Below are 20307 nucleotides of genomic sequence, written 5' to 3' on the forward strand. Positions count from 1 at the left end.
TGCGGCGGGTGAGAACACATCTTGCGCAGGACCTGAGCTCGTGGCCTGGCTGGCGGGGTATCCGTCGGCCGCGGCGCGTTCCCGCCGAAGATCCGCTGATGCCGGTGAAGTGACACCAGGCCCGGGCGCAGCGCGCCATCGCGAACTCTGCCCGTGATCCGACGAAATCCACCGTGCCCGGTCGCGCCGCGAGGCGACCGGTGCCGATCGACGCTGTCAGGCGCGGGTCACCCCCTTGCCGGTGAGGACTGCCGATGACCTCGCACGACCAGGCCACCGAACTCCCCGTCTCCGAAGCCCAGCTCGGGATCTGGCTGGCCGAGCAGGCCGGTTTCGCGAGCTCCTCGCCGTACCTGTGGGGCGAGTACGCCGAGATCACCGGGCCGCTGGAGGTCGGTCTCCTGTCCACGGCGGTGCGGCTGGCCGCGCGGGAGGCCGAGGCGGTGAACACCACCTTCACCGAAGGGCCCGACGGTCGCCCGCGCCAGCACCTGCGTCAGCTCGAGCCCGCGGTGGCGGTGCACGACCTCAGCGGTGCGGACGATCCGCACGGCGCGGCGCTGAGCTGGATGCGCGCCGAGCTGGACCGGCCGCTGGAGCTGCGGGACGGGCCGGTCCACGGCGCGGTGGTGCTGCGCCTGGCCGCGGAGCGCCACCTGCTTTTCCAATGGGCGCACCACATCGCCCTCGACGGTGTCGGTATGACGATGCTGACCACGCGGATCGCCGAGATCTACGACCACCTGTACCGCGGGCTTCCCGTCCCGGCCGGTCAGTGGGGCGGCCTGGCGGGGTTGCTGGCCGAAGAGGACGGCTATCGGAATTCGGCCGAGTTCGACGCCGACCGGCGGTGGTGGCACGAGGACCTCGCCGATGGTCCCGGTTTCCTGAGCATGGCCGCCCGGCCCGCCGCTGCCGCGGCGAGTTCGCTGCGGCTGACCACCACGTTCGGCGAGGCGGAGTTCGCCGAGCTGCGCGCGGCGGCCGACCGGTTCGGCAGGCGCTGGTCGCGGCTTGTGATCGCGGCGACCGCCCTGCACACCCAGGCGATGTCGGGCAGCCGGGAGGTGGTGCTGAGCCTGCCGGTGCCGGGACGGTTCAGCGGGTTCAGCTGGACCGTGCCGTCGATGTCGGCGAACGTGTTGCCGCTGCGGTTGCGCCTGGACCCGGCGGATACGGTCGCCGAACTACTCGGGCAGGTCTGCGACCGGGTGCGGTCGGTGCAGGCCCACCAGCGGTACCGAGGAGAGCGGCTGAGCCGGGAGGCCGGGTATCCCGAGGACGGCCGTAGGTTCTTCGGGCCGGTGGTCAACGTCCAGAAGTTCGCCTACGGGCTGAGCTTCGGCGATGGCACCGCGACCGTGCACAACGTGGCGGCGCCGCCGTCGGAGGACTTCTCCGTGGTCGCCTACGACCGAGGTGATGGGCGGCTGCGCTTCGACTTCGACGCGAACCCGGCCAACCACGACCGCGAAGTGCTCGCGGCCGCCCGTGACCGGTTCCTGCACCTGCTGGAGCAGTTGGTGCGGGCCGAGCCGGGCACCCGGATCGCACGCCTCGAGACCACCACCCCCGCCGAACTGGCCCGGGTGCGGTCCGCGGGCACCGGGGCGGCGGGCTCCGCTCCCGCGCAAGACCTGGTGTCGCGGTTCGCCGAGCGGGTCGCCGCTGTGCCTGAGGCGTTCGCGGTGCGCTCGCCCGCCACCGGTGAGCGGCTGACCTACCGCGAGCTCGACGCCCGCGCCGATGCGCTGGCCGCGCGGCTCGTGGCGGCCGGGGCAGGTGCGGAGTCTCCGGTCGGGCTGCTCGTCGAGCGCTCGGTGGGCCTGGTGGTGGCGGTGCTGGCGGTGGTGCGGGCCGGGGCGGCATACGTGCCGCTGCACCGGGCCGACGGGGCGCACCGGTTGCGCTCCATCGCGGACGGGGCGGATCTCGCGCTGCTGATCACCGATGAGGCCACCGCGCAGGACGAGTTCACCCGCTGGTTTCGCGGCACCGGGACCGTCCTGGGCGTGGCAGCGGGCGGCGGCACGGCCCCGGTGACCGCCGCGGTGATCACGCCGGGCCGGTTGGCCTGCGTCATGTTCACCTCGGGTTCCACCGGCACGCCTAAAGGCGTCGCGATCACGCACGAGAACGTGGTGCGCTTGACCGAGGACCGGTGGTGGGCCGAGGGCGCTGCCGAGCGGGTGCTGCTGCACTCCCCGCACGCCTTCGACGCGTTGACCTTGGAGCTGTGGGTCCCGCTGCTGACCGGTGGTGAGGTCGTGCTCGCCCCGCCGGGCGAAGCGGATCTGCAAGTGCTGGGTGAGGTGGTCGCCGGATGCGGGGTGACCGGGCTGTGGTTGACGGCGGGGTTGTTCGACGCGGTCAGCCAGGAGGCCCCGGGGTGGCTGCGCGGTGTCCGGCAGGTCTGGACGGGCGGCGACGTGGTCCCGGCGGCGGCGGTGCGCCGGGTCCGGGCGGTCGCTCCGGAGCTCGTGGTGGTCAACGGCTACGGCCCGACCGAGACGACCGTGTTCGCCACCCGCCACGTCGTCGACTCCGAGGACGCCACCGCGGTGCCCATCGGCGCGCCGATCGACGGCAAGCGGGTGCACCTGCTCGACGCCGCGCTGCGGCCGGTGCCGCTGGGCGCGGTCGGGGAGCTCTATCTGGCCGGGTTCGGCCTGGCTCGCGGTTACCTGGCCGATCCGGCGGCGACGGCGCAGCGGTTCGTGGCCTGCCCGTTCGGGGCGCCGGGCGAGCGGATGTACCGCACTGGTGATCTGGCGCGGTGGAACCCGGACGGCACGCTGCACTTCGCCGGCCGCGGCGACGGCCAGGTCAAGTTGCGCGGTCACCGCATCGAGACGGGTGAGGTCGACGCCGCGCTGGGGCGGGCCGCGGGCGTGCGGCAGGTGGCGACGGTGCTGCGCGAGGGGGAGACCGGGCGGCGGCTGGTGTCCTACGTCGTGGCCGAGCAGGCGGATCCGGCCGCGTTGCTGGAGCACGTGGCCGCGCTGCTGCCACCGTTCATGGTGCCCTCGCAATTCGTGGTGGTGCCGGAGTTGCCGTTGAACCGCAACGGGAAGCTGGACCGCGCCGCGTTGCCCGATCCGGCCGAAGACTCCCCGCCACAGGAAACGCCCACCGAATCACCGGTCCCGGCGTCGGCGGCCGAGGAGCTGCTGGCCGGGTTGTTCCGCGAGGTGCTCGGCTTGGCCGAGGTGCCGCCGGACCGGGACTTCTTCGCCCTGGGCGGTGACAGCATCAAGGCGATCCAGCTCGCCAGCCGGGCCCGGCGCGGTGGCCTCGAACTCGGCACCTCCGACGTGTTCCGCCACCCGACCGTGGCCGCGCTGGCCGAGCGGGTGGGTGCGGCCGCCCCGGCGCTGCCGGGGCCGGGTGCTGCGGCCGGTCCGCTGCCGTTGACGCCGATCATGCACTGGCTGCGGGAACGCGGCGGTGCGCTGGGCGGGTTCGCCCAGTGCGTGACGCTGCGGGTGCCCGCCGAGCTGGGGGAGCAGGGGCTGCGGTCGGTGCTCTCGTCGCTGGTGCGGCGGCACGACGCGCTGCGGTTGAAGCTCACGGCCACCGGTGGGCTGTGGAACCTGCGGGTCGCGGCGCAGGCCGGGTTCGACTTCGCGCGGGTGGACGTGCGCGAGCTCGCCGAGCAGCACAGGCGGGAGCTGGCGGGGCAGTGGGCGCGGCGCGCGCAGGCGCGGCTGGACGTAGAGACCGGCCCGGCGGTGAGCGCGGTGTGGCTCGATGCCGGTGGCGAGCCGGGCACGCTCGTGCTCGCGGTGCACCACTTGGCCGTGGACGGGGTGTCGTGGCGGATCCTGCTCGACGACCTGCGCGAGGCGGGGCAGGCCGTGCTCGGTGGGAGGTCCCCGCGAGCGGAGGCCGCGGGGACCTCGTTCGCGCAGTGGGCGCGGGCGCTGCCCGAGCACGCGCGGGAACCGGGAACGCAGGCGGAGTTCCCGCGGTGGCGCCAGGTCGCCGAGGTCAGCGGGCCGTCGGCGCAGCCGGGCGCGGAGTCCGACCGCGGTCACCTGTCGTTGCAGCTGCCCGAAGAGATCACCGCCGGTGTGCTGGAGCAGGCAACGGCCGTTTTCGGCTGCTCCGCCGAAACGCTGCTGCTGAGCGCCTTCGCTCTCGCGGTGGCTGACGGGCCCGCGGTGCTGGTGGACGTGGAGCGGCACGGGCGCGAGGAGTTCGGCGGGCTTGACCTCTCGCGCACCGTCGGTTGGTTCACCACGCAGTTCCCGGTGCAGCTGCAACCGGGGGCGGCCTGGTCGCAGGTTCAGCAGGACCGCCGCCTGCTCGGCGAGGTGGTCGAGAACGTGCGGGCCGCGCTGGGTGCGGTGCCGCGCAACGGTTTCGGCTACGGCCTGCTGCGCTACCTGAACCCGCAGAGCGGCCCGGTCCTTGCGGGCGGGCCGCGGCCGCGCTTCGGGTTCAACTACCTCGGCAGGTTCGACGCGGGCAGCGACGCGGACTGGTGCCCGCGCCCGTGGGCGCCGGTGCTCGGCTCGTCGATGCCGCAGGACATGCGGATGGTGCACCTGGTCGAGCTGGATTGCGCGGTCACCGACGAGCCCGGCGGGCCGCGGCTGACCGCGAACTGGTCCTGGGACGGGCAGCTGTTCGGCGAGCGCGAGGCCGCGGTCCTGGGCGAGCGCTGGTTCGCGGTGCTCGGCGCGATGGCCGAGCACGCGCGGGAGGGTGCCGGGCAGCGGGCGGACACGGTGCTGCCGCTGCCGCCGCTGGCGCAGGGGCTGCTCTTCCACTCGATGTACGACGCGCAGGCCGCCGATCCCTACCTGGTGCGGTTCGTCTTCGAGCTCACCGGGGAGCTCGACGAGCACCGGCTGCGCGAGGCGGTGCACGCGTTGCTGCGCAGGCACCCGCAGCTGTCGGCGGCGTTCCGCCACGACGCTGAAGGAGTGCCGGTGCAGGTCTGGCCGGCGAGTTTCAACGTTGAGTGGACGCGGCGGGAGGACGCCTCGGCGCGGGCGGTCTCGCGGTTCCTCGATACCGACCGGGCGCGGCGCTTCGACCTGGCCGAGGCCCCGGTGTGGCGGGCGGCGCTGCTGGGCGCGGGCGCGGACCGGCACGTGCTGGTGCTCAGCACCCACCACATCGTGATCGACGGGTGGTCCACGCCGATCCTGATCAACGACCTGTTCGCGCTCTACGCCGACGCGGCGCTGCCCGCACCCGCCGACTACCGGCGGTTCCTGGACTGGACGCGGGAGCGAGACGGCGCCGCGCACGAGGAGGTCTGGCGCACGATCTTGTCCGATGTGGACGGTCCGACGCTGGTGGCCCCGGCGGCGGGCCGCGGTGCCGAGGACCGCGGCCGGGTGTTCGACCGGCTCGACGCGGCCAACACCGCCGCGGTGCGGCGCACCGCGCAGCGGCTGGGTTTGACGGTGAGCACCGTGGTGCAGCTGGCGTGGGCGATGCTGCTGGGCGCGCTGACCGGTCGCGATGACGTGGTCTTCGGCGCCACGGTCTCCGGCCGCCCGCCGGAGCTGCCGGGGGTGGAGGAGGTCGTCGGGCTGCTGATCAACACCGTTCCGGTGCGGGTGCGGCTCGATCCGCGGCGCACCGTGGCCGAGGCGCTGGCGGCACTGCGGGACCAGCAGCTCGCGGTGCTCGAGCACCAGCATGCGGACCTGACGCGGCTGCAGGCCATCGCCGGGCACGGGGAGCTGTTCGACACTGCGGTGGTCTTCGAGAACTACCCGTTGGATGACTCCGGCGCCCACCCCGTGCCGGGGCTGCGGGTCACCGGCGTCGAAGTGCTCGACGGCACGCACTACCCGCTGTCGCTGATCGCGGTGCCCGATGATCAGCTCGGGTTCCGGCTCGACCACCGCCTCGACGTGCTCGACGAGGCCGCGGCGCGGCTGCTGCTGCGGCGGCTGGCCGCGGTGCTGGCCCGGATCGGCGCGACACCCCACTCCCGCCTCGGCGAGATCGGGCTGCTGCTGCCCGGCGAAGACCTCGACACCGCAGCGATCTCGCCGCCCGGACCGCAGCACGCCGCGCTGCCGGAGCTGTTCGAGGCGCACGCCGCAGCGCACCCCGAGGCCGTCGCGGTCTCGTTCGGGGCGGAACGGCTCACCTACGGCGAGCTCGACGAACGGGCGAACCGGCTGGCGCGGCTGCTGATCGCGCGCGGCGCCGGGCCGGAACGGCTGGTGGCGCTGGCGTTGCCGCGTTCGCCGGAGCTCGTGGTGGCGTTGCTGGCGGCGCTGAAATCCGGGGCGGGGTACCTGCCGCTGGACCCGGAACACCCGTTGGAGCGGATCCGGCGCACCACCGCCGACGCCGAGCCGGTGGTGATCGTCTCGGTGCGCGCGCTGAGGCCGGTGCTGCCGGCGCAGCCCGGCGCGCTGCTGCTCGACGATCCCCGAACCAGAGCCGAGCTGGCCGCCGCCGGGGCCGAGGCCCCGCGGGTGCCAATCCACCCGGACCACGCGGCCTACGTGATCTACACATCCGGTTCGACCGGTGAACCCAAGGGCGTGGTGGTCTCACACCGCAACGTGCTGCGGCTGCTGGAGGTCACCGACGACCTCTTCGGGTTTGGGCCCGATGACGTGCACGCGCTGTTCCACTCCTGCGCGTTCGACGTGTCGGTGTGGGAGCTGTGGAGCGCGCTGGGCCGGGGCGGGCGGCTGGTGGTGGTGCCGGGCGAGGTCACCCGCGCGCCCCGGGCGCTGCGGGCGCTGCTGGCCGCCGAAGGGGTCACGGCGTTGTCCCAGACCCCCTCGGCGTTCTACCAGCTCGCGCAGGAAGAACCCGGTGGCGGACTGCCCGCGCTGCGCCACGTGGTCTTCGCCGGGGAAGCGCTGGACCCGGCCCGGCTGCGCGGCTGGCACGGCCGGCAGCGGCCGCGGCTGGTCAACATGTACGGCATCACCGAGACCACGGTGCACGCCACCTGGGCGCTGCTGTCCGACCCGGCCGAGACGCGCAGCGTGATCGGGACGGCGCTGGCGGACCTGCGGCTGCACCTGCTCGACCACGCGCTGCGCCCGGTGCCGCCGGGATGTCCAGGGGAGATCTACCTGGGCGGGCCCGGGGTGGCGCGCGGATACCTGGGGCGGGCGGGGCTGACCGCCGCCCGGTTCGTCGCCGACCCGTTCGGGCCCGCCGGTGCGCGGTTGTACCGCTCCGGCGACCTGGCGCGGGCGCTGCCGGACGGGTCCCTGGAGTACCTGGGGCGCGTCGACCTGCAGGTGAAGGTGCGCGGTTTCCGCATCGAACCCGCCGAGGTGGAGCACGTCCTCGAACTGCACCCGTCGGTGGCCCGCGCGGTGGTGCTCGCCCAGCACGATGACACCGGCGGCGGCCGGCTGGTCGCCTACGTCGTGCCCACCACCGAGGTCGATCCCGCTCGGTTGCGGGAGCACGCCGCGACGCTGCTGCCCGCGCACATGGTTCCCGCATTCGTCGTGGCCGTCGCCGAGATCCCGCTGACCGCCAACGGGAAGCTGGACCGCGCCGTGTTGCCGGAGCCCGGGAGCGGGCGCGCCGCGGGCCGGGCACCCGGCGGGGCGCTGGAGCGGTTCCTATGCGAGGCGTTCGCCGCGACGCTGGGCATCCCGGAGATCGGGGTGCAGGAGAGCTTCTTCGACAGCGGCGGGCATTCGCTGCTGGCCACCCGGCTGATCAACCGGGTGCGCTCCGGGCTCGGCGTGGAACTCGACATCCGCACCCTGTTCGACGCGCCGACCGTGGCCGAACTCGCCGGCCACGTCGCCCGCGCCCGCACCCGCGACCGGCCCTCGCTGCGCCCGGACCGGCGACCGCAGCGCGTACCCCTCTCACCCGCGCAGCGGCGGCTGTGGTTCATCAGCGGCTTCGACGAGTTCGCGACCACCTACAACATGCGCTTCGCGGTGCGCCTGGACGGGCCGCTGTCGGCCACCGCGCTGCGCGCGGCGCTGGGCGACGTCGTGGCCAGGCACGAGAGCCTGCGCACGGTGGTCGCCGAATCCGACGACGGACCGTGGCAGCAGGTGCGCAGCCCCGAGCAGCTGCGGTTCGAGCACATCCAGGTCGCCGAGGCTGATCTAGCGGCGCGGCTGGCGGCGGACTCCGCGCACCGCTTCGACCTCGCCGCCGAGTTGCCGATCCGCGCCACCCTCTACGAGTACGGTCCCGACCGGCACGTGCTGCTGGTGCTGCTGCACCACATCGCGGTGGACGGCTGGTCGCTGGCCCCGCTGGCCCGCGACCTGTCCACCGCCTACCGGGCCAGGTCCACCGGTCGAAGCCCGCAGTGGCCCACCAGCCCGGTGCAGTACGCCGACTTCACCGCCTGGCAGCAGGCGATCGACGCCGAGCCGCAGCTGCGGCACTGGACGAAAGTGCTCGCAGGTGCCCCCGAACTGCTCCCGCTGCCCACCGACCACCCCCGCCCGCCGGTCTCGGCGCACCGCGGCGAGACGATCGAGGTCGCCCTGGATGAGAAGCTGCACGCGGCGGTGCTGCGGCTGGCCCAGGACCACGACGTCAGCCCGTTCATGGTGCTGCACGCCGCGTTCGCCGCCCTGCTGTGCAGGCTCGGCGCCGGGGCGGACATCCCGATCGGCACCCCGGTGGCCGGGCGCAACGACGCCGCGCTGCACGACGCGGTGGGCTGCTACGTCAACACCGTCGTGCTGCGTACCGACCTGTCCGGGCGGCCCAGCTTCAGCGAACTGCTGCGGCGGGTCCGGGCGGCCGACCTCGACGCCTTCGACCACCAGGAGGTGCCCATCGAGCGGCTGGTGGAGGTGCTCAACCCGGCCCGCTCGCTGGGCCACCACCCGCTGTTCCAGGTGATGCTGGCCTTTCAGGACACCCCGCCGCAGGAGTTCGACCTGCCCGGCATCAGCACCGAGCAGGTGGCGCTGCACGGCGAGTCCTCCCGGATGGACCTGCTGCTGAGCCTGCGCCAGAACCACACCCTGACCGGGATGCCCGAGGGCATCACCGGGGTGCTGGAGTACGACACCGAACTGTTCGCCCCGGACACCGCGCGGAAGCTGATCAGCCGCTTCGAGCTCCTGCTGCGCGCCGCGGCCGACGCGCCCGGCACACCGGTCGCCGAGCTGCCGGTGGTCTCCGAGCAGGAGCAGCACTGGCTGGTCCACGGCTGCAACGACACCGCCCGCCAGGCCCCGCCGACCCCGTTGCACGAGCTGTTCGCCGCGCAGGTCGCCCGAACCCCGCACGCCGAGGCGGTGCTGCACGACCAAGGAGCGCTGACGTTCCGGGAACTCGACCAGCGGGTGCGGGAGATCGCCGCGCAGCTCACCGAGCACGGCATCGGCCCGGGAGCGCTGGTGGCCTTGGCCCTGCCCCGCACACCCGACCTGCTCGCCACGATGCTGGCGGTGCTGCGCACCGGCGCCGCCTGCCTGCCCTGCGAACCGGACTGGCCCGCGGCGCGCACCGGCGCCGTGCTGGACGACGCCCGGCCGGCGCTCGTCGTCGGCACCGACGCGCGCGGCGAGCTGAGCTTCACCCGCCCCGGCCGATCACCCGCACCGATCGCGACCGGTACCGCTTACGTCCTCTACACCTCCGGCTCCACCGGCCGCCCCAAGGGCGTGGTGGTGGCGCACCGCGCGGTGGTGAACCTGCTGGCCGCGCTGGCCGAGCTCCTGGAGGTCGGCGCGCGGGACCGGGTGCTGGCCACGGCCCCGGTGGGGTTCGACATGTCCGTGCCGGAGTTCTACCTCGGCGCGCTCACCGGCGCGGCCGTGGTCCTGGCCGACCGCGACACCACCCGTGATCCCGATGCGCTGCTGGAGCTGGTCGAACGGCAGCGGGTGACGGTAATGCATGCGACACCGTCGCTGTGGCGCACCCTGGCCGCCGGCCGGCCGCGGGCGCTGCGCGGCATCCGCGGGGTGATCGGCGGCGAGGCCGTGCCCGGCCCGCTGGCTGAGCGGCTGCGCGGACTCGGGGTGCGGCTGCTGGCCTGCTACGGCCCCACCGAGACGACGGTCTGGTCCAGCGCCTGCCCGGTCGAAGGCCGGCAGCGGGAGGTCGTGCCGCTGGGCCGTCCGTTGTGGAACACCGCCTGCCACGTGCTCGACGAGCGGCTGCGCCCGGCACCGCCGGGCACCGTCGGCGAGCTCTACATCTCCGGACTCGGCGTGGCTACCGGCTACCTGCACCGGGCGGCGCTGAGCGCACAGCGGTTCGTCGCCGACCCGTTCGGCCCGCCCGGCACCCGCATGTACCGCACCGGCGACCTCGCCTCCCGCGCACCGGACGGATCGCTGCGCTTCCACGGCCGCGCGGACGAGCAGGTCAAGATCCGCGGCCACCGCGTCGAACCGAGCGAGGTCGAGGCCGCGCTGCTCGGGCACCCGCAGGTGCGGGCCGCCGCGGTGACCGTGCACGCGCCCGACGCCCACGACCGCAGGCTCGTCGCGCACCTGGTCGCTCCCGGCGTGGATCTCGCCTCGGTGCGCGAGCACCTCAGGGCGACGCTGCCCGGATACATGATCCCGTCGCGGCTGCTGACCTGCGACGAACTGCCACTCTCGCCGAACGGGAAGCTGCTGCGCGACCGGCTGCCCGTCCCGGCCGAGGACACCGCAGCCGAGCAATCCGCAGCCGAGCAATCCGCAGCCGGGGAACCGGACGTGGCGACGCCGGTGCGGGTGCTGTGCGAGATCTTCGCCGAGGTGCTGGGGACCGCCCGCGTGGGGCCGGAGGAGAACTTCTTCGAACTCGGCGGGCATTCGCTGATCACCGCGCCCCTGATCGCCCGGATCCGCTCGCGGCTCGGCCTGCGCGCGAAGGTCCGCGACGTGTTCGAGGCGGGCACCCCCGCGGCGCTGCACCGCGCGCTGACCGGCCCCTCCGCAGCGGGAGGGCACCTGCTGCCGCTGCGCTCCGGCGGGCCGGCCGCGCCACTGTGCTGCGTGCACCCGCTCAGCGGCCTGGGCTGGTCCTACGCCGGGCTGCTGGCCCACCTCGACCACGACCAGCCCGTCTACGCGCTGCAGGGTGACGCAGGCGCGCAGCCACCGGGCAGCATCGAGGAGATGGCCGAGCGCTACTTGCAGGAGATCCGCTCGGCGCACCCGCGCGGACCGCTGCACCTGCTCGGCTGGTCCTTCGGCGGCCTCGTCGCCCACCACATGGCGATCAAGGCGCGCGATCGGGACCTGCAGGTCGGCTTGCTGTGCCTGATCGACCCGCCGCTGGGCGCCGAGCCCGCACCGGTCGACGCGCAGCGGGTGTACCGGATCCTGCTCGCCGCCATCGGCCACGACGACCAACCCGAGGGGGAGCTGACGTTCGAGGCGGTCTCGCAGCTGCTGCGCCGAGACGACGGCGCGTTCGCCGCGTTCACCGAAGCCGACATCGCCCGCACCGTGGCCACCGCCCGGCACAACGCCGAGCTGCTGCGCGGCCACCGGCCGGGCCACTACCCCGGCGACGTCGTGCACATCGCGGCCGAAGCCGGTCCAGGAGCCCGGGCGTGGCGTGCGCACGTCGGCGGCGAGCTGGCCACCTATCGGATCGACCTGCCGCACGACCGGCTCATGCAACCCGAGCACGTCGGCGAGATAGCCCGCATCGTGCGCGACCACCTCACCGAGCAGAAGGGCCACGGCACCCCATGACCAACCCGTTCGACGACGAGGACGGCACGTTCCTGGTGCTGCGCAACGAGCAGGCGCAGCACTCCCTGTGGCCGGCGTTCGCCGCGGTGCCCGCGGGCTGGGAGGTGGTGTGTGCGGAGACCAGCCGGGCGGAGGCGCTCAGCTACGTCGAGCACAACTGGACCGATCTGCGCCCGGCGAGCCTGCGCGAGACGCCCTGAGGTGTTCGCGCCCGCGCTCCGCCGGATCGCCTGGCTTTGCGCGGCGTCGCAGCTGTCCTCGCCAGCGGACCGCGAGCCCGCGGAGCTGCCGGTGGGCGTTGCGGGCCACCGGCGTCGATCGGAACGACGAGACGACAACCCGGTGCACCGCACAGGTGTGGACACCGCCAACGACCAGGAGATAATCACCGGTGGATCACCGCAGCGAACTGGCCGACCTCCCCACCGGGGCACGGGTGGTCATCCGCCTTCCCAACGGCCCCGTGCTCGCTTCGGCGTTGCTGGCGTGCTTCGAACGCGAACTGGTCGCCGTGCCCATGGCACCGCGGGCTGGGAATGCACAGCTCGAGCGCATCGTGGACCGAGTCTCGGCCAGCGCGGTCATCGACGGCCGGGGCTCGACGAGCTCGCTGCGCCGGACCGGGCTGCCCGCCGAGCACCCCGACGCCGCGGGCCTGGCGCTGATCATGTTCACCTCGGGCTCGACCGGCACTCCCAAGGGCGTCATGCTCAGCCGCCGCGCCGTGGTGGGCAACGCGACCAAGACCGCCGCGCTGCACGGCATCGGACCCGGCCGCCCGCACGGGACGTGCCTGCCGCTGCACCACTGCAACGCGCTGGTCATGTCGCTGCTGGGCACCCATCTGACCGGGGCACGGCTGGTGCTGCACCCGGCCGCGGACCCGACGGGTTACTTCGCCGCGCTCGAGCAGGCCGGGGCCCGCACCGCCTCGATCGTGCCCGCCCTGCTGCCGGACCTGCTGGAAGCCGCGCCGCCTTGGCCCGACGGGCTCGACTACCTGATCATCGCCGCCGCCCCGCTGACCGGCGACCTCGCCCGCCGGTTCCACCGCACCTACGGGCCGCGGCTGCGCCAGGGCTACGGGCTGACCGAAGCGGTCAACTTCAGCGCCACCATGCCCGCACCGGACGAGGCCGGGTTCACCGAGCACTACCTCGACCGGTTCCCGCCGGTCGGGCTGGCGCTGCCGGACACGCGGCTGCGCCTGGAGGGCGGCGAGGTCTGGATCAGCACCCCGGACCTGATGGACGGCTACTGGCAAGACCCGGCCGCCACCGCCGAGGCCATCACCGCCGACGGCTGGCTGCGCACCGGCGACCTCGGCGAATTCCGCGGAGATCTGCTGGTGCTCAAGGGCCGCACCAAGGAACGCATCGACCGCGGCGGCGAGAAGCACTACCCGCTCGACGTCGAACGCCGCTGGCGCGAAGACGGCCTGACCGGCCGGTTCGCCGCCGTCGGCGTCACCGAGGCCACGCTCGGCCAGGAGATCGGCCTGGTCGCCACCGACCAGCCCGTCGACCGGCTGCAGCAGTTGTGCGAGCGCACCGAGCTGCGCCCGGCGGTGCTGCGCATAGGCGATTTCCGCGCCACCGCCACCGGGAAACCGCAGCGTTCGCTGATGGGCGCCACGCTCGCCGCCCGCCGCGAAAGCCCCTCCCGCTACGAGCGCCTGCTGCGCTACGCCGCGGCCACCGCGCACGAACTGCTGCGCGGCACCCCGCACCCGGACGTGCCGCTGCAGAAGGTGCGCGCCCTGGCCGAGCGCGTCCCGGAACCCGACTCGCTGGAGCCGACCGGCGAACCGGTCTACGAGGCGTTCGACTCGCTGCGCCTCGGCTGCGACGCGGATCCCGAGCGGCGCGTGGCCGACCGGGCGGTGCTGCGGGCCAAGCTCACCGCGTCGTGGCCCCTGTCGTCGTACGCCGAACTGGCCGCCGCGGTGGCCGAGGTGCAGGGCGCGCCCGGGGGCGCGGTGCCCTTCGGCGTCGAGACCACCCTCGACGACGGGCGACTGGTGCTGCTGCCGCACGCACCGGCGGCCACCGCGGGCGGCCTGCCGTGGGCGTTGGACCTGCTGTGGACCTATCTCAACGACGGAAGAACCGGCCACTGCGCCGACCGATGGGCCCGGCTGCGCCGGTTGCGGCACGACGGCTTCGCCATCGCGGGTTTCTCCGCGTTACGGGCCGGGCGCCATGACCTCGGCGGAGTCATCTGGGCAGTCCGCCCCACCGAGGAGGAGTAACCATGCCGCACGACGACCTGCACATCGCGACCTGGGCGAAGAGCTCGATCGGCCCCGACCACACCGAACTGCGCGTGGACCACGGGGAGCTGGCAGTGCCCATGCACGGCACCGCCGCGGCCAGCGGTCAGGAACTTGCCACCAACGGCGAGATCGGCGCCGACCTGATCCGGCTGCCGGCCGGGCAGGGTTTCGTGCCGCACACCCATCCGGGCCACCACGTGCTGACCGTGGTCGCCGGGACGGGGACGATCACCTACGGCGGGCGGATCCACGAGACCCATGCCGGGCAGACCTTCCTCATCGAAGGGCAGGTGCCGCACGCGGTGGGCGCGATCACCGATCATCTGATCGTCGCGGTCGGCGCCCCGCACAAGCGCATCGACTCCACCGACCGCATGACGCCGGTGCCCTATGAGGAGATCATCGCCGACAGTGGTGAGCTGACCTGCATGATCTGCGACAAGACCGCCGGGGCGCCGCGCTACCTGCACTCGGTGGACTGCCGGCACTGCCCGTGCCGGGAGTGCGCCGGGATGCCGGGCTGATCCGGCTAGCCACCGGACATCCGCCAACCAGACCGACTCGTGTCCGGTCAACAGCCGAACCGCCGGCCGACCTCGGCGCAGGCGCGCTTGGTCGCCGCGAAGACGGCCCCGTCCCAGGCCTTGATCCGCCGCTGCGGGCGGCAGTCAGTTCCGGCAGCGCCGTCTGACAGATGACGATCCGGTGCAGTTCTGCTCGATCATGAGCGAAGCAGTGATCAGGCAGCAGATCGGTGGAGAGCGTGTCCTAAAAGGACAACTCGAGCACTTGGCGGCGCTCATCGACGAGCGCCCGAGACGATCGAGGTGCGAATCGTCCCGTTCGAAGCTGCCGCGTATGACGCCTTGGGCGGCTCAGCCTTCCTCCTGCCGGGATACCCCGATCTGCCGGGATACCCCGATGAGCAACTTCCCAGCGAGCTCTGCAGGAATCGATCACCTCAACCCTGCTCACCTCGGATGCCGTAACGATTCGCGAGTGCTCCATCGCACTCGCTGGCGCGACATCGGTCTCACTCAGTCGCGAAGAGTCGTTTTGAGCTGATCAGAAAGGCTTCCAGCAAGCTGTAAACCCGGAGTACAGTTGCGCTTCTTGAATTCCTTGCCGGAGAAACCCTTGTCAGCCAGCCGTCGCGCATGCCGAGGATGACGCGTCGGAGAGATCAGCGTTTGAGCCGGTAGCGTCCACTGGCTTCGACGTGGTCGATCATGATTCGCTCGGCGGTCGCCCCGTCGCCGGCCTGCAGCGCGCGTAGGATTTGTTCGTGCACGGTCAGGTGGTGGCGCGCCTGGTCGGCGTCTAGCCACAACGACGCGTCTGCGGGCACTGGGAAATTGTTGCGCACCGCGCGGGCATGTCGGCCCAGAAACGCTGGGCCGCCGATGTCGGCGATCGCGAGGTGCAGCTTCCGGCTTTTCTCGCCCAGCGCCTCGTTCTGGCCGGCCCGCTCGTGGGCGACCATTTCCTCGTGCAGTGCCCACAGCGAGGCGAGCTGCCCGGCGGTGATCCGGGAGGCCGCCAGGCGCGCCCCGAGCCCCTCCACGACCGCCCGCACGCTGTAGTACTCGGCTAGTGCGTCGTCTGACAGGTCGATCACAGTGGCGCCGTGGTGACGCTCGTAAGTAATGAGACTGTCGTTCTCCAGGCGCCGTAACGCCTCCCGAACAGGGGTGATCGACACCCCTAGGCGTTCGGCCACCGCGGCCGCTCGCAACGGTGTGCCGCCGGGGATGCGTGCGTTGCGGAGGTCATCGAGCAGCGTTTCGTAAACGTAGTCGGCCTTGCTTGACGGCGGTACGTCGCGACGTCCGTCAGCTGCACTCACGCTGCGCTGCGCCGTATCACGGCTAGGTGGCACCACCTACTGGACGGTACAGGACAACCGCCCGCAAACGTGACGAGAGGGGCGGGGCCTTGTGTGACCGGCACCGCGCCCCGTCGTGTTGTCCGATCCGTAACCAGTCCTTCCGCTCATGGGCAAGATCTTATAAATTACTAGTCATGGTCGGCCCTCTGAAATCACTCCGCATCATCGATACCGCCACGTTGTTCGCCGGGCCCACTGCGGCCTCGATGCTGGGCGACTTCGGCGCCGCTCGATTCGGCTGTCGGCTCGTGGATCGCTGCGCGGGACGCCGAGGAGGTGCTGCGCGAATTCGAGCAGGCCCAGGCGGCGATCTCGTTGGTCTACGACGCTTCAGACGTGGTGAAGGACCCGCAGTATCAGGCACTGTGCACGTTCCTTGACTTGCCCGACGAGGAACTCGGCGAGGTCACTGTGCAGAACGTGCAGTTCCGGTTGTCCGAGACTCCCGGCAAGGTCCGCTGGCCTGGTCCCGCGCTGGGGCGGCACACCGACGAGGTGCTGGGTGAACTCGGCTATGACACCGGCCGGATCGAAGCCCTGCGTGCTGATGGGGTGGTCGCGTGAGCGCTCCGTTGACCTGGCTCTACGTGCCCGGCTCGACGTCGACGGCCTGGTCGAGTCCACCCGGCACGGCCGCTCGCTCGGCCTGTTCGGGCGTTCGGTCATCCATCCTCGCCAGATCGACCCCGTTCGCGCGGCTTTCACGCCGTCGGCCGACGAGGTGCGCCACGCCCGCGAGATCGTCGACGCCGCCGATGCGGCAGGTGCGCCAGGCGCGCTCGCGCTACCCGACGGCCGTTTCATCGACGCTCCGGTTGTGAATCGGGCCCGCCGTGTCCTCGATCTGGCAGAACGGCTGGCCACCTGAGCGCGACTGCCCCGCTCGACCCGCGACCGCGTGTGAGCCCCTCAGATTCCTTGGCGCCGTCGTGGTGTTCCTGTGGACGCGGAGTCCCTGGCCGTGACCGGTGCTCGCCGGGGACACATCTGACCGGCTCACACTGTCCACATCTGTTGGCGCCTCGAGGAGACCGACATGCAGGCTTGCGACGCCCACATCCATGTCCTTGATGCGCGGTTTCCGCGCATCTCCGATCCAGCAGCACCTCTTCCCGCGAGGTCCACAATCGACGATTATCTGCGGGTGCGAGAGACCTTTGGGACCACTCGCGCCGTAGTGGTCCAGGCAAAGAACTTCGGCACGGACAACCGAGCGATGCTGGACGCGGTGCAGCGACTGGGACCCGACGGGCGAGGGGTCGCGGTGCTGACCCCGTTGGTCTCTGATGACGAGCTGCGGGTGCTCGCCGCCCAGGGCGTTCGAGGAGTGCGGTTCAGTGTGTGGAACCCCGATGACGCCGTGGTCCGGATCGACATGATCCCGACACTAGCGCGGCGGATCGCCGAGCTCGGGTGGCACATCCAGGTGCACCTGCCCGGCGAGCAGATCGTGCGCCACGCAAGCATGCTCGCCAGCCTGCCTTGCCACATGGTTGTCGACCACATGGCCCGGCTTCCCCCGGTCAGGGCACCGAGCACCAGGCCTTCAGCATCGTTCGGCGACTCATCGACGCAGGACGGACCTGGGTCAAGCTTTCCGGGCCTTACCTCAACACCGCTGCGCCACGGCCGGACTATTCGGACGCGAGCCGCGTTGCACGCGCGTTCGTCGCCGCCGCGCCAGAACGCCTTGTGTGGGGGAGCGACTGGCCACACGTGACCGAGCGTGAGAACCCGCCCGACGACCGCCAACTTCGCCGGCTGCTGGACGAGTGGGTTCCACGGCCAGAGGATCGTCGGCGCATCCTCGTCGAGAACCCGGAAATACTCTACGGATTCGCCTGAGGGAGTTGGTCGGAGCCAGCGACGGCGTCGAGCAGTCGAGGTGCTCGAACTCGTCGGCCTCGGCGCGCTCGGCGATCGTGGCGCGAGCATGCTCTCAGGAGGGCAGATGCAGCGCGTGGCGCTGGCTCGTCGATGGCCATGGAGCCCGCAGTCATGCTCCTGGACGAGCCGTTGTCCAACCTCGACGCACGCCTGCGCGACGACCTCCGGGTGGAACTTCGCCGGATTCAGGTCGAGCGCGGGCTGACGAGCCTCTATGTCACGCACGACCAGCAGGAAGCCCTTTCGCTGGGGGACCTGATCGCCATCATGCAAGGAGGCAGGATCACACAGCTCGGTACTCCGGAGGAGATCTATCAGTACCCGGCGAGCGCATCGATCGCGCGGTTTCTCGGAGTCACCAACATCTTCCCGATTGACATCTCTGACACAACGGCGGTCCGACTCGCCGCGAGTGGACAGACCCTGGTCAGCGAGGACCGAGTCCCGATGGGGCCGTCGTCTGCGTGCATCCGACCTGAACGCGTCACCGTCGCCTGTCGCTTCGGTGGCCCGTCCGACGCGCCCCCCGAGGTCAATGAGTTCCGGGGCGTAGTCGAGGTCGCGATCTTCCAGGGAGCGTCGATCCGCTGCAAGGTCGTGACCGAATCTGGACTTCGACTCGAGGCGATCTCTCCGCCGCCAGTCTCCGGGACGTTCGTCGCCGGAACAGAAGTGATCGTCCGAGTCGCGGCGCGCGACGTCCGTCTGTTGCCCGAGGACGTTTCGCGCGCAACCGAGAAGGTAGCGGTGGCCGCATGAGCTCCACGACGATCGAGCGGCCGCTTGTAGGCGACGAACCGCCCTCGCCGGCTTCCACGCGGGGACGCGCACGACCGGGTTTACGCGGTCGACTGGTCAGCCTGCCCTTGCTGGCCCTCGTCTCCTTCCTCGTTCTCGTGCCCGTCGGATTCATCCTGCTGGCGGCCTGGGTCGACGAGGTGCCACGTCCTGGCAACATTTCCCTTTCCCCCACCTTGGACAACTTCCGCGTCCTCGTCGCCGACGGCGTCCTCAAGGCGGCAGGAAACTCGATCCTGATCGCGGTCGGCTCCACCGTGCTCGCATTGCTGATCGGCGGGTTCCTCGCGTTCGTCACAGCGCGAACCAACATTCCGGGCAAGCCCCTGGTTTTCCTGATCGGTCTGATGCCGCTGTTCTTGCCGTCCTACGTCGGAGCTCTTGCCTGGTCCATCCTCGGCAGCCCCGGCGCAGGATTGATCAACATCGCCTTCCGTGACATGGGAATCACCGGGCCCGTGATCGACGCCTACTCGCTGGTAGGGGTCGTGGCGGTGATGGCGATGTACTACGCGCCGTATGCCTTCCTGATGATTCATAGCTCCATGAAGATGATGAACCCTGATCTCGAGGATGCGGCGGGCGTGCATGGCGGCACGTCGTGGCGCACGATCCGTTCCATCACGATTCCCCTTTCCCTGGTGGCAATCCTGGGCGCCGGGCTCCTGATCTTCGTGCTTGTGTTCGAGAACTTCCCGGTTTCGCAGGTACTGGCCACGCCGGGCGGAATCGACACCCTGCCCACGTTCATCTACAAGTTGATGAACTCAACGCCATCCCGAGGCAATCAGGCCGCGGTCGTCGCAATCGTGCTTGTCGCAGTCGTGCTTGTCGCAGTCGTGCTGATCGTGACCGCGGTGCAGCGTCGCTTCCTAGCCAAGCGGTCGTTCACGACAGTGTCGGGCAAGGGGGTGAAGCCTCGGCAGGTGTCCCTGGGGCGGTGGCGCTGGCCGGCGGTGGCCGCCGCGATCGTCTACTTCACGCTCTCCATCGTGCTGCCGCTGGGTGCGCTTCTCTTGTCGGCGATTCGAACTTCGCCTTACATGAGGTCGTTCACGTCGCTGACCGAACCGGGCGCCATCGACTTGTCCTCGTTCGTCGCCGCTGTGAACTCCTCCGGGTTCACGACTTCCACGGTGAACAGCGTGGTCGTCTCGCTGCTCGCGGCGACCGCCGGCACAGCCCTGGCTTTCGCGACACGCGCATTTCATCGTCGCGCACATGAATTGCCGGCACGGCACGCCGGAGCAGAAGACGGACACGACCTGCCGAAGATGGAGGACGGACTCGTTCATGGTGTTTCGCCATGTCGGAGCCGGAGCTGGGCTCCGACATGGCGGCGACCAAGACCAAAGCCATCTGCGACAGCGATGACCACGTGATCGACAGGCCAAAGATGTGGCTGACCAACGGCGGTGCCTCCAACCTGATCGCGTTGGTCAAGACCGGCGAACGTGCGGGGAAGGCGCAGCAGAACCTGACGACCTTCCTGGTGGAGACGCCGGAGAGGTACGGCGAGGTGCTACCGGGCCGACCACCAGGTTCGCGAGCTTCGCTCTTCAGGCGGTCGCCGGATCCGGTATCGAACTCGCTGAAGAGTCACGTGATCATTGCCGACGGGTTCGGGCTTCGCGCCGCCCGAGCCGTCGGCGGAAGCGGTCGCGACGTCTCGGGCAGCCGATCGAGCGGTGTCCATACCGGACGGTTGGGTGTGCGCGGTGCAGGACCAACGCCCGTGAGCGGTTTTCGGTGCTATGGCGCCCAAAATCACTCACGGCCAGGTGGCGACCTTCGCCGCGGCGGCGCGTGGGGTCGGTAGCGGA

General features: G+C 71.5%; 11 protein-coding genes and 1 pseudogene. 11 read left to right on the forward strand and 1 reads right to left on the reverse strand.

The genetic code is table 11. The features are described 5' to 3' along the window. Nucleotides 1–254 precede the first annotated feature (254 nt). The 5 genes from ACRXBZ_RS34955 to ACRXBZ_RS34975 all read left to right on the forward strand — a co-directional run bounded on the left by ACRXBZ_RS34955 (nt 255) and on the right by ACRXBZ_RS34975 (nt 14976). Nucleotides 255–11636 (forward strand): amino acid adenylation domain-containing protein, encoded by an 11382-nt coding sequence (locus ACRXBZ_RS34955; RefSeq protein ID WP_433882707.1) that lies wholly within the window; start codon nt 255–257, stop codon nt 11634–11636. Continuing rightward, the gene (locus ACRXBZ_RS34960; protein ID WP_433882708.1) at nt 11633–11836 is read left to right on the forward strand and encodes an MbtH family protein; all 204 of its coding nucleotides are present in this window, start codon (nt 11633–11635) and stop codon (nt 11834–11836) included. Before ACRXBZ_RS34955 ends, ACRXBZ_RS34960 begins: the two co-directional genes overlap by 4 nt. A gap of 191 nt (nt 11837–12027) precedes the next feature. After that, nucleotides 12028–13887 (forward strand): class I adenylate-forming enzyme family protein, encoded by a 1860-nt coding sequence (locus ACRXBZ_RS34965; protein ID WP_433882709.1) that lies wholly within the window; start codon nt 12028–12030, stop codon nt 13885–13887. Between the two features lie 2 nt (nt 13888–13889). After that, complete coding sequence (locus tag ACRXBZ_RS34970) at nt 13890–14435, forward strand: cupin domain-containing protein (protein ID WP_190815957.1); 546 nt, start codon at nt 13890–13892, stop codon at nt 14433–14435. Between the two features lie 163 nt (nt 14436–14598). Further along, a complete protein-coding gene (locus ACRXBZ_RS34975) occupies nt 14599–14976 on the forward strand; it encodes a Scr1 family TA system antitoxin-like transcriptional regulator (protein ID WP_433884068.1) in 378 nt (125 codons plus the stop codon). 118 nt (nt 14977–15094) lie between these two features. Here ACRXBZ_RS34975 and ACRXBZ_RS34980 read toward each other — a convergent pair whose 3' ends face one another. Further along, a complete protein-coding gene (locus tag ACRXBZ_RS34980) occupies nt 15095–15757 on the reverse strand; it encodes a GntR family transcriptional regulator (protein WP_168587862.1) in 663 nt (220 codons plus the stop codon). A gap of 237 nt (nt 15758–15994) precedes the next feature. Between ACRXBZ_RS34980 and ACRXBZ_RS34985 the strand changes: the two genes are divergently transcribed. From ACRXBZ_RS34985 to ACRXBZ_RS35010, 6 genes and pseudogenes are all read left to right on the forward strand, one after another. Beyond that, nucleotides 15995–16363 (forward strand): CoA transferase, encoded by a 369-nt coding sequence (locus ACRXBZ_RS34985; RefSeq protein ID WP_433884069.1) that lies wholly within the window; start codon nt 15995–15997, stop codon nt 16361–16363. Continuing rightward, nucleotides 16347–16667: an HpcH/HpaI aldolase/citrate lyase family protein gene (locus ACRXBZ_RS34990; RefSeq protein WP_433882710.1), complete on the forward strand. Its 321-nt coding sequence runs from the start codon at nt 16347–16349 to the stop codon at nt 16665–16667. Before ACRXBZ_RS34985 ends, ACRXBZ_RS34990 begins: the two co-directional genes overlap by 17 nt. Nucleotides 16668–16835: 168 nt before the next feature. Beyond that, nucleotides 16836–17644, forward strand: a pseudogene (locus tag ACRXBZ_RS34995) (amidohydrolase family protein). 153 nt (nt 17645–17797) lie between these two features. Next, complete coding sequence (locus ACRXBZ_RS35000; protein WP_433882711.1) at nt 17798–18445, forward strand: ABC transporter ATP-binding protein; 648 nt, start codon at nt 17798–17800, stop codon at nt 18443–18445. Continuing rightward, nucleotides 18442–19866 (forward strand): ABC transporter permease, encoded by a 1425-nt coding sequence (locus tag ACRXBZ_RS35005; RefSeq protein ID WP_433882712.1) that lies wholly within the window; start codon nt 18442–18444, stop codon nt 19864–19866. Before ACRXBZ_RS35000 ends, ACRXBZ_RS35005 begins: the two co-directional genes overlap by 4 nt. Next, complete coding sequence (locus tag ACRXBZ_RS35010) at nt 19818–20303, forward strand: acyl-CoA dehydrogenase family protein (protein WP_433884070.1); 486 nt, start codon at nt 19818–19820, stop codon at nt 20301–20303. The genes ACRXBZ_RS35005 and ACRXBZ_RS35010 overlap by 49 nt, the downstream gene beginning before the upstream one ends. Nucleotides 20304–20307: the final 4 nt, after the last annotated feature.

Origin of the sequence: Saccharopolyspora hattusasensis (assembly GCF_050972075.1) — a bacterium.
GTDB lineage: Bacteria > Actinomycetota > Actinomycetes > Mycobacteriales > Pseudonocardiaceae > Saccharopolyspora > Saccharopolyspora hattusasensis.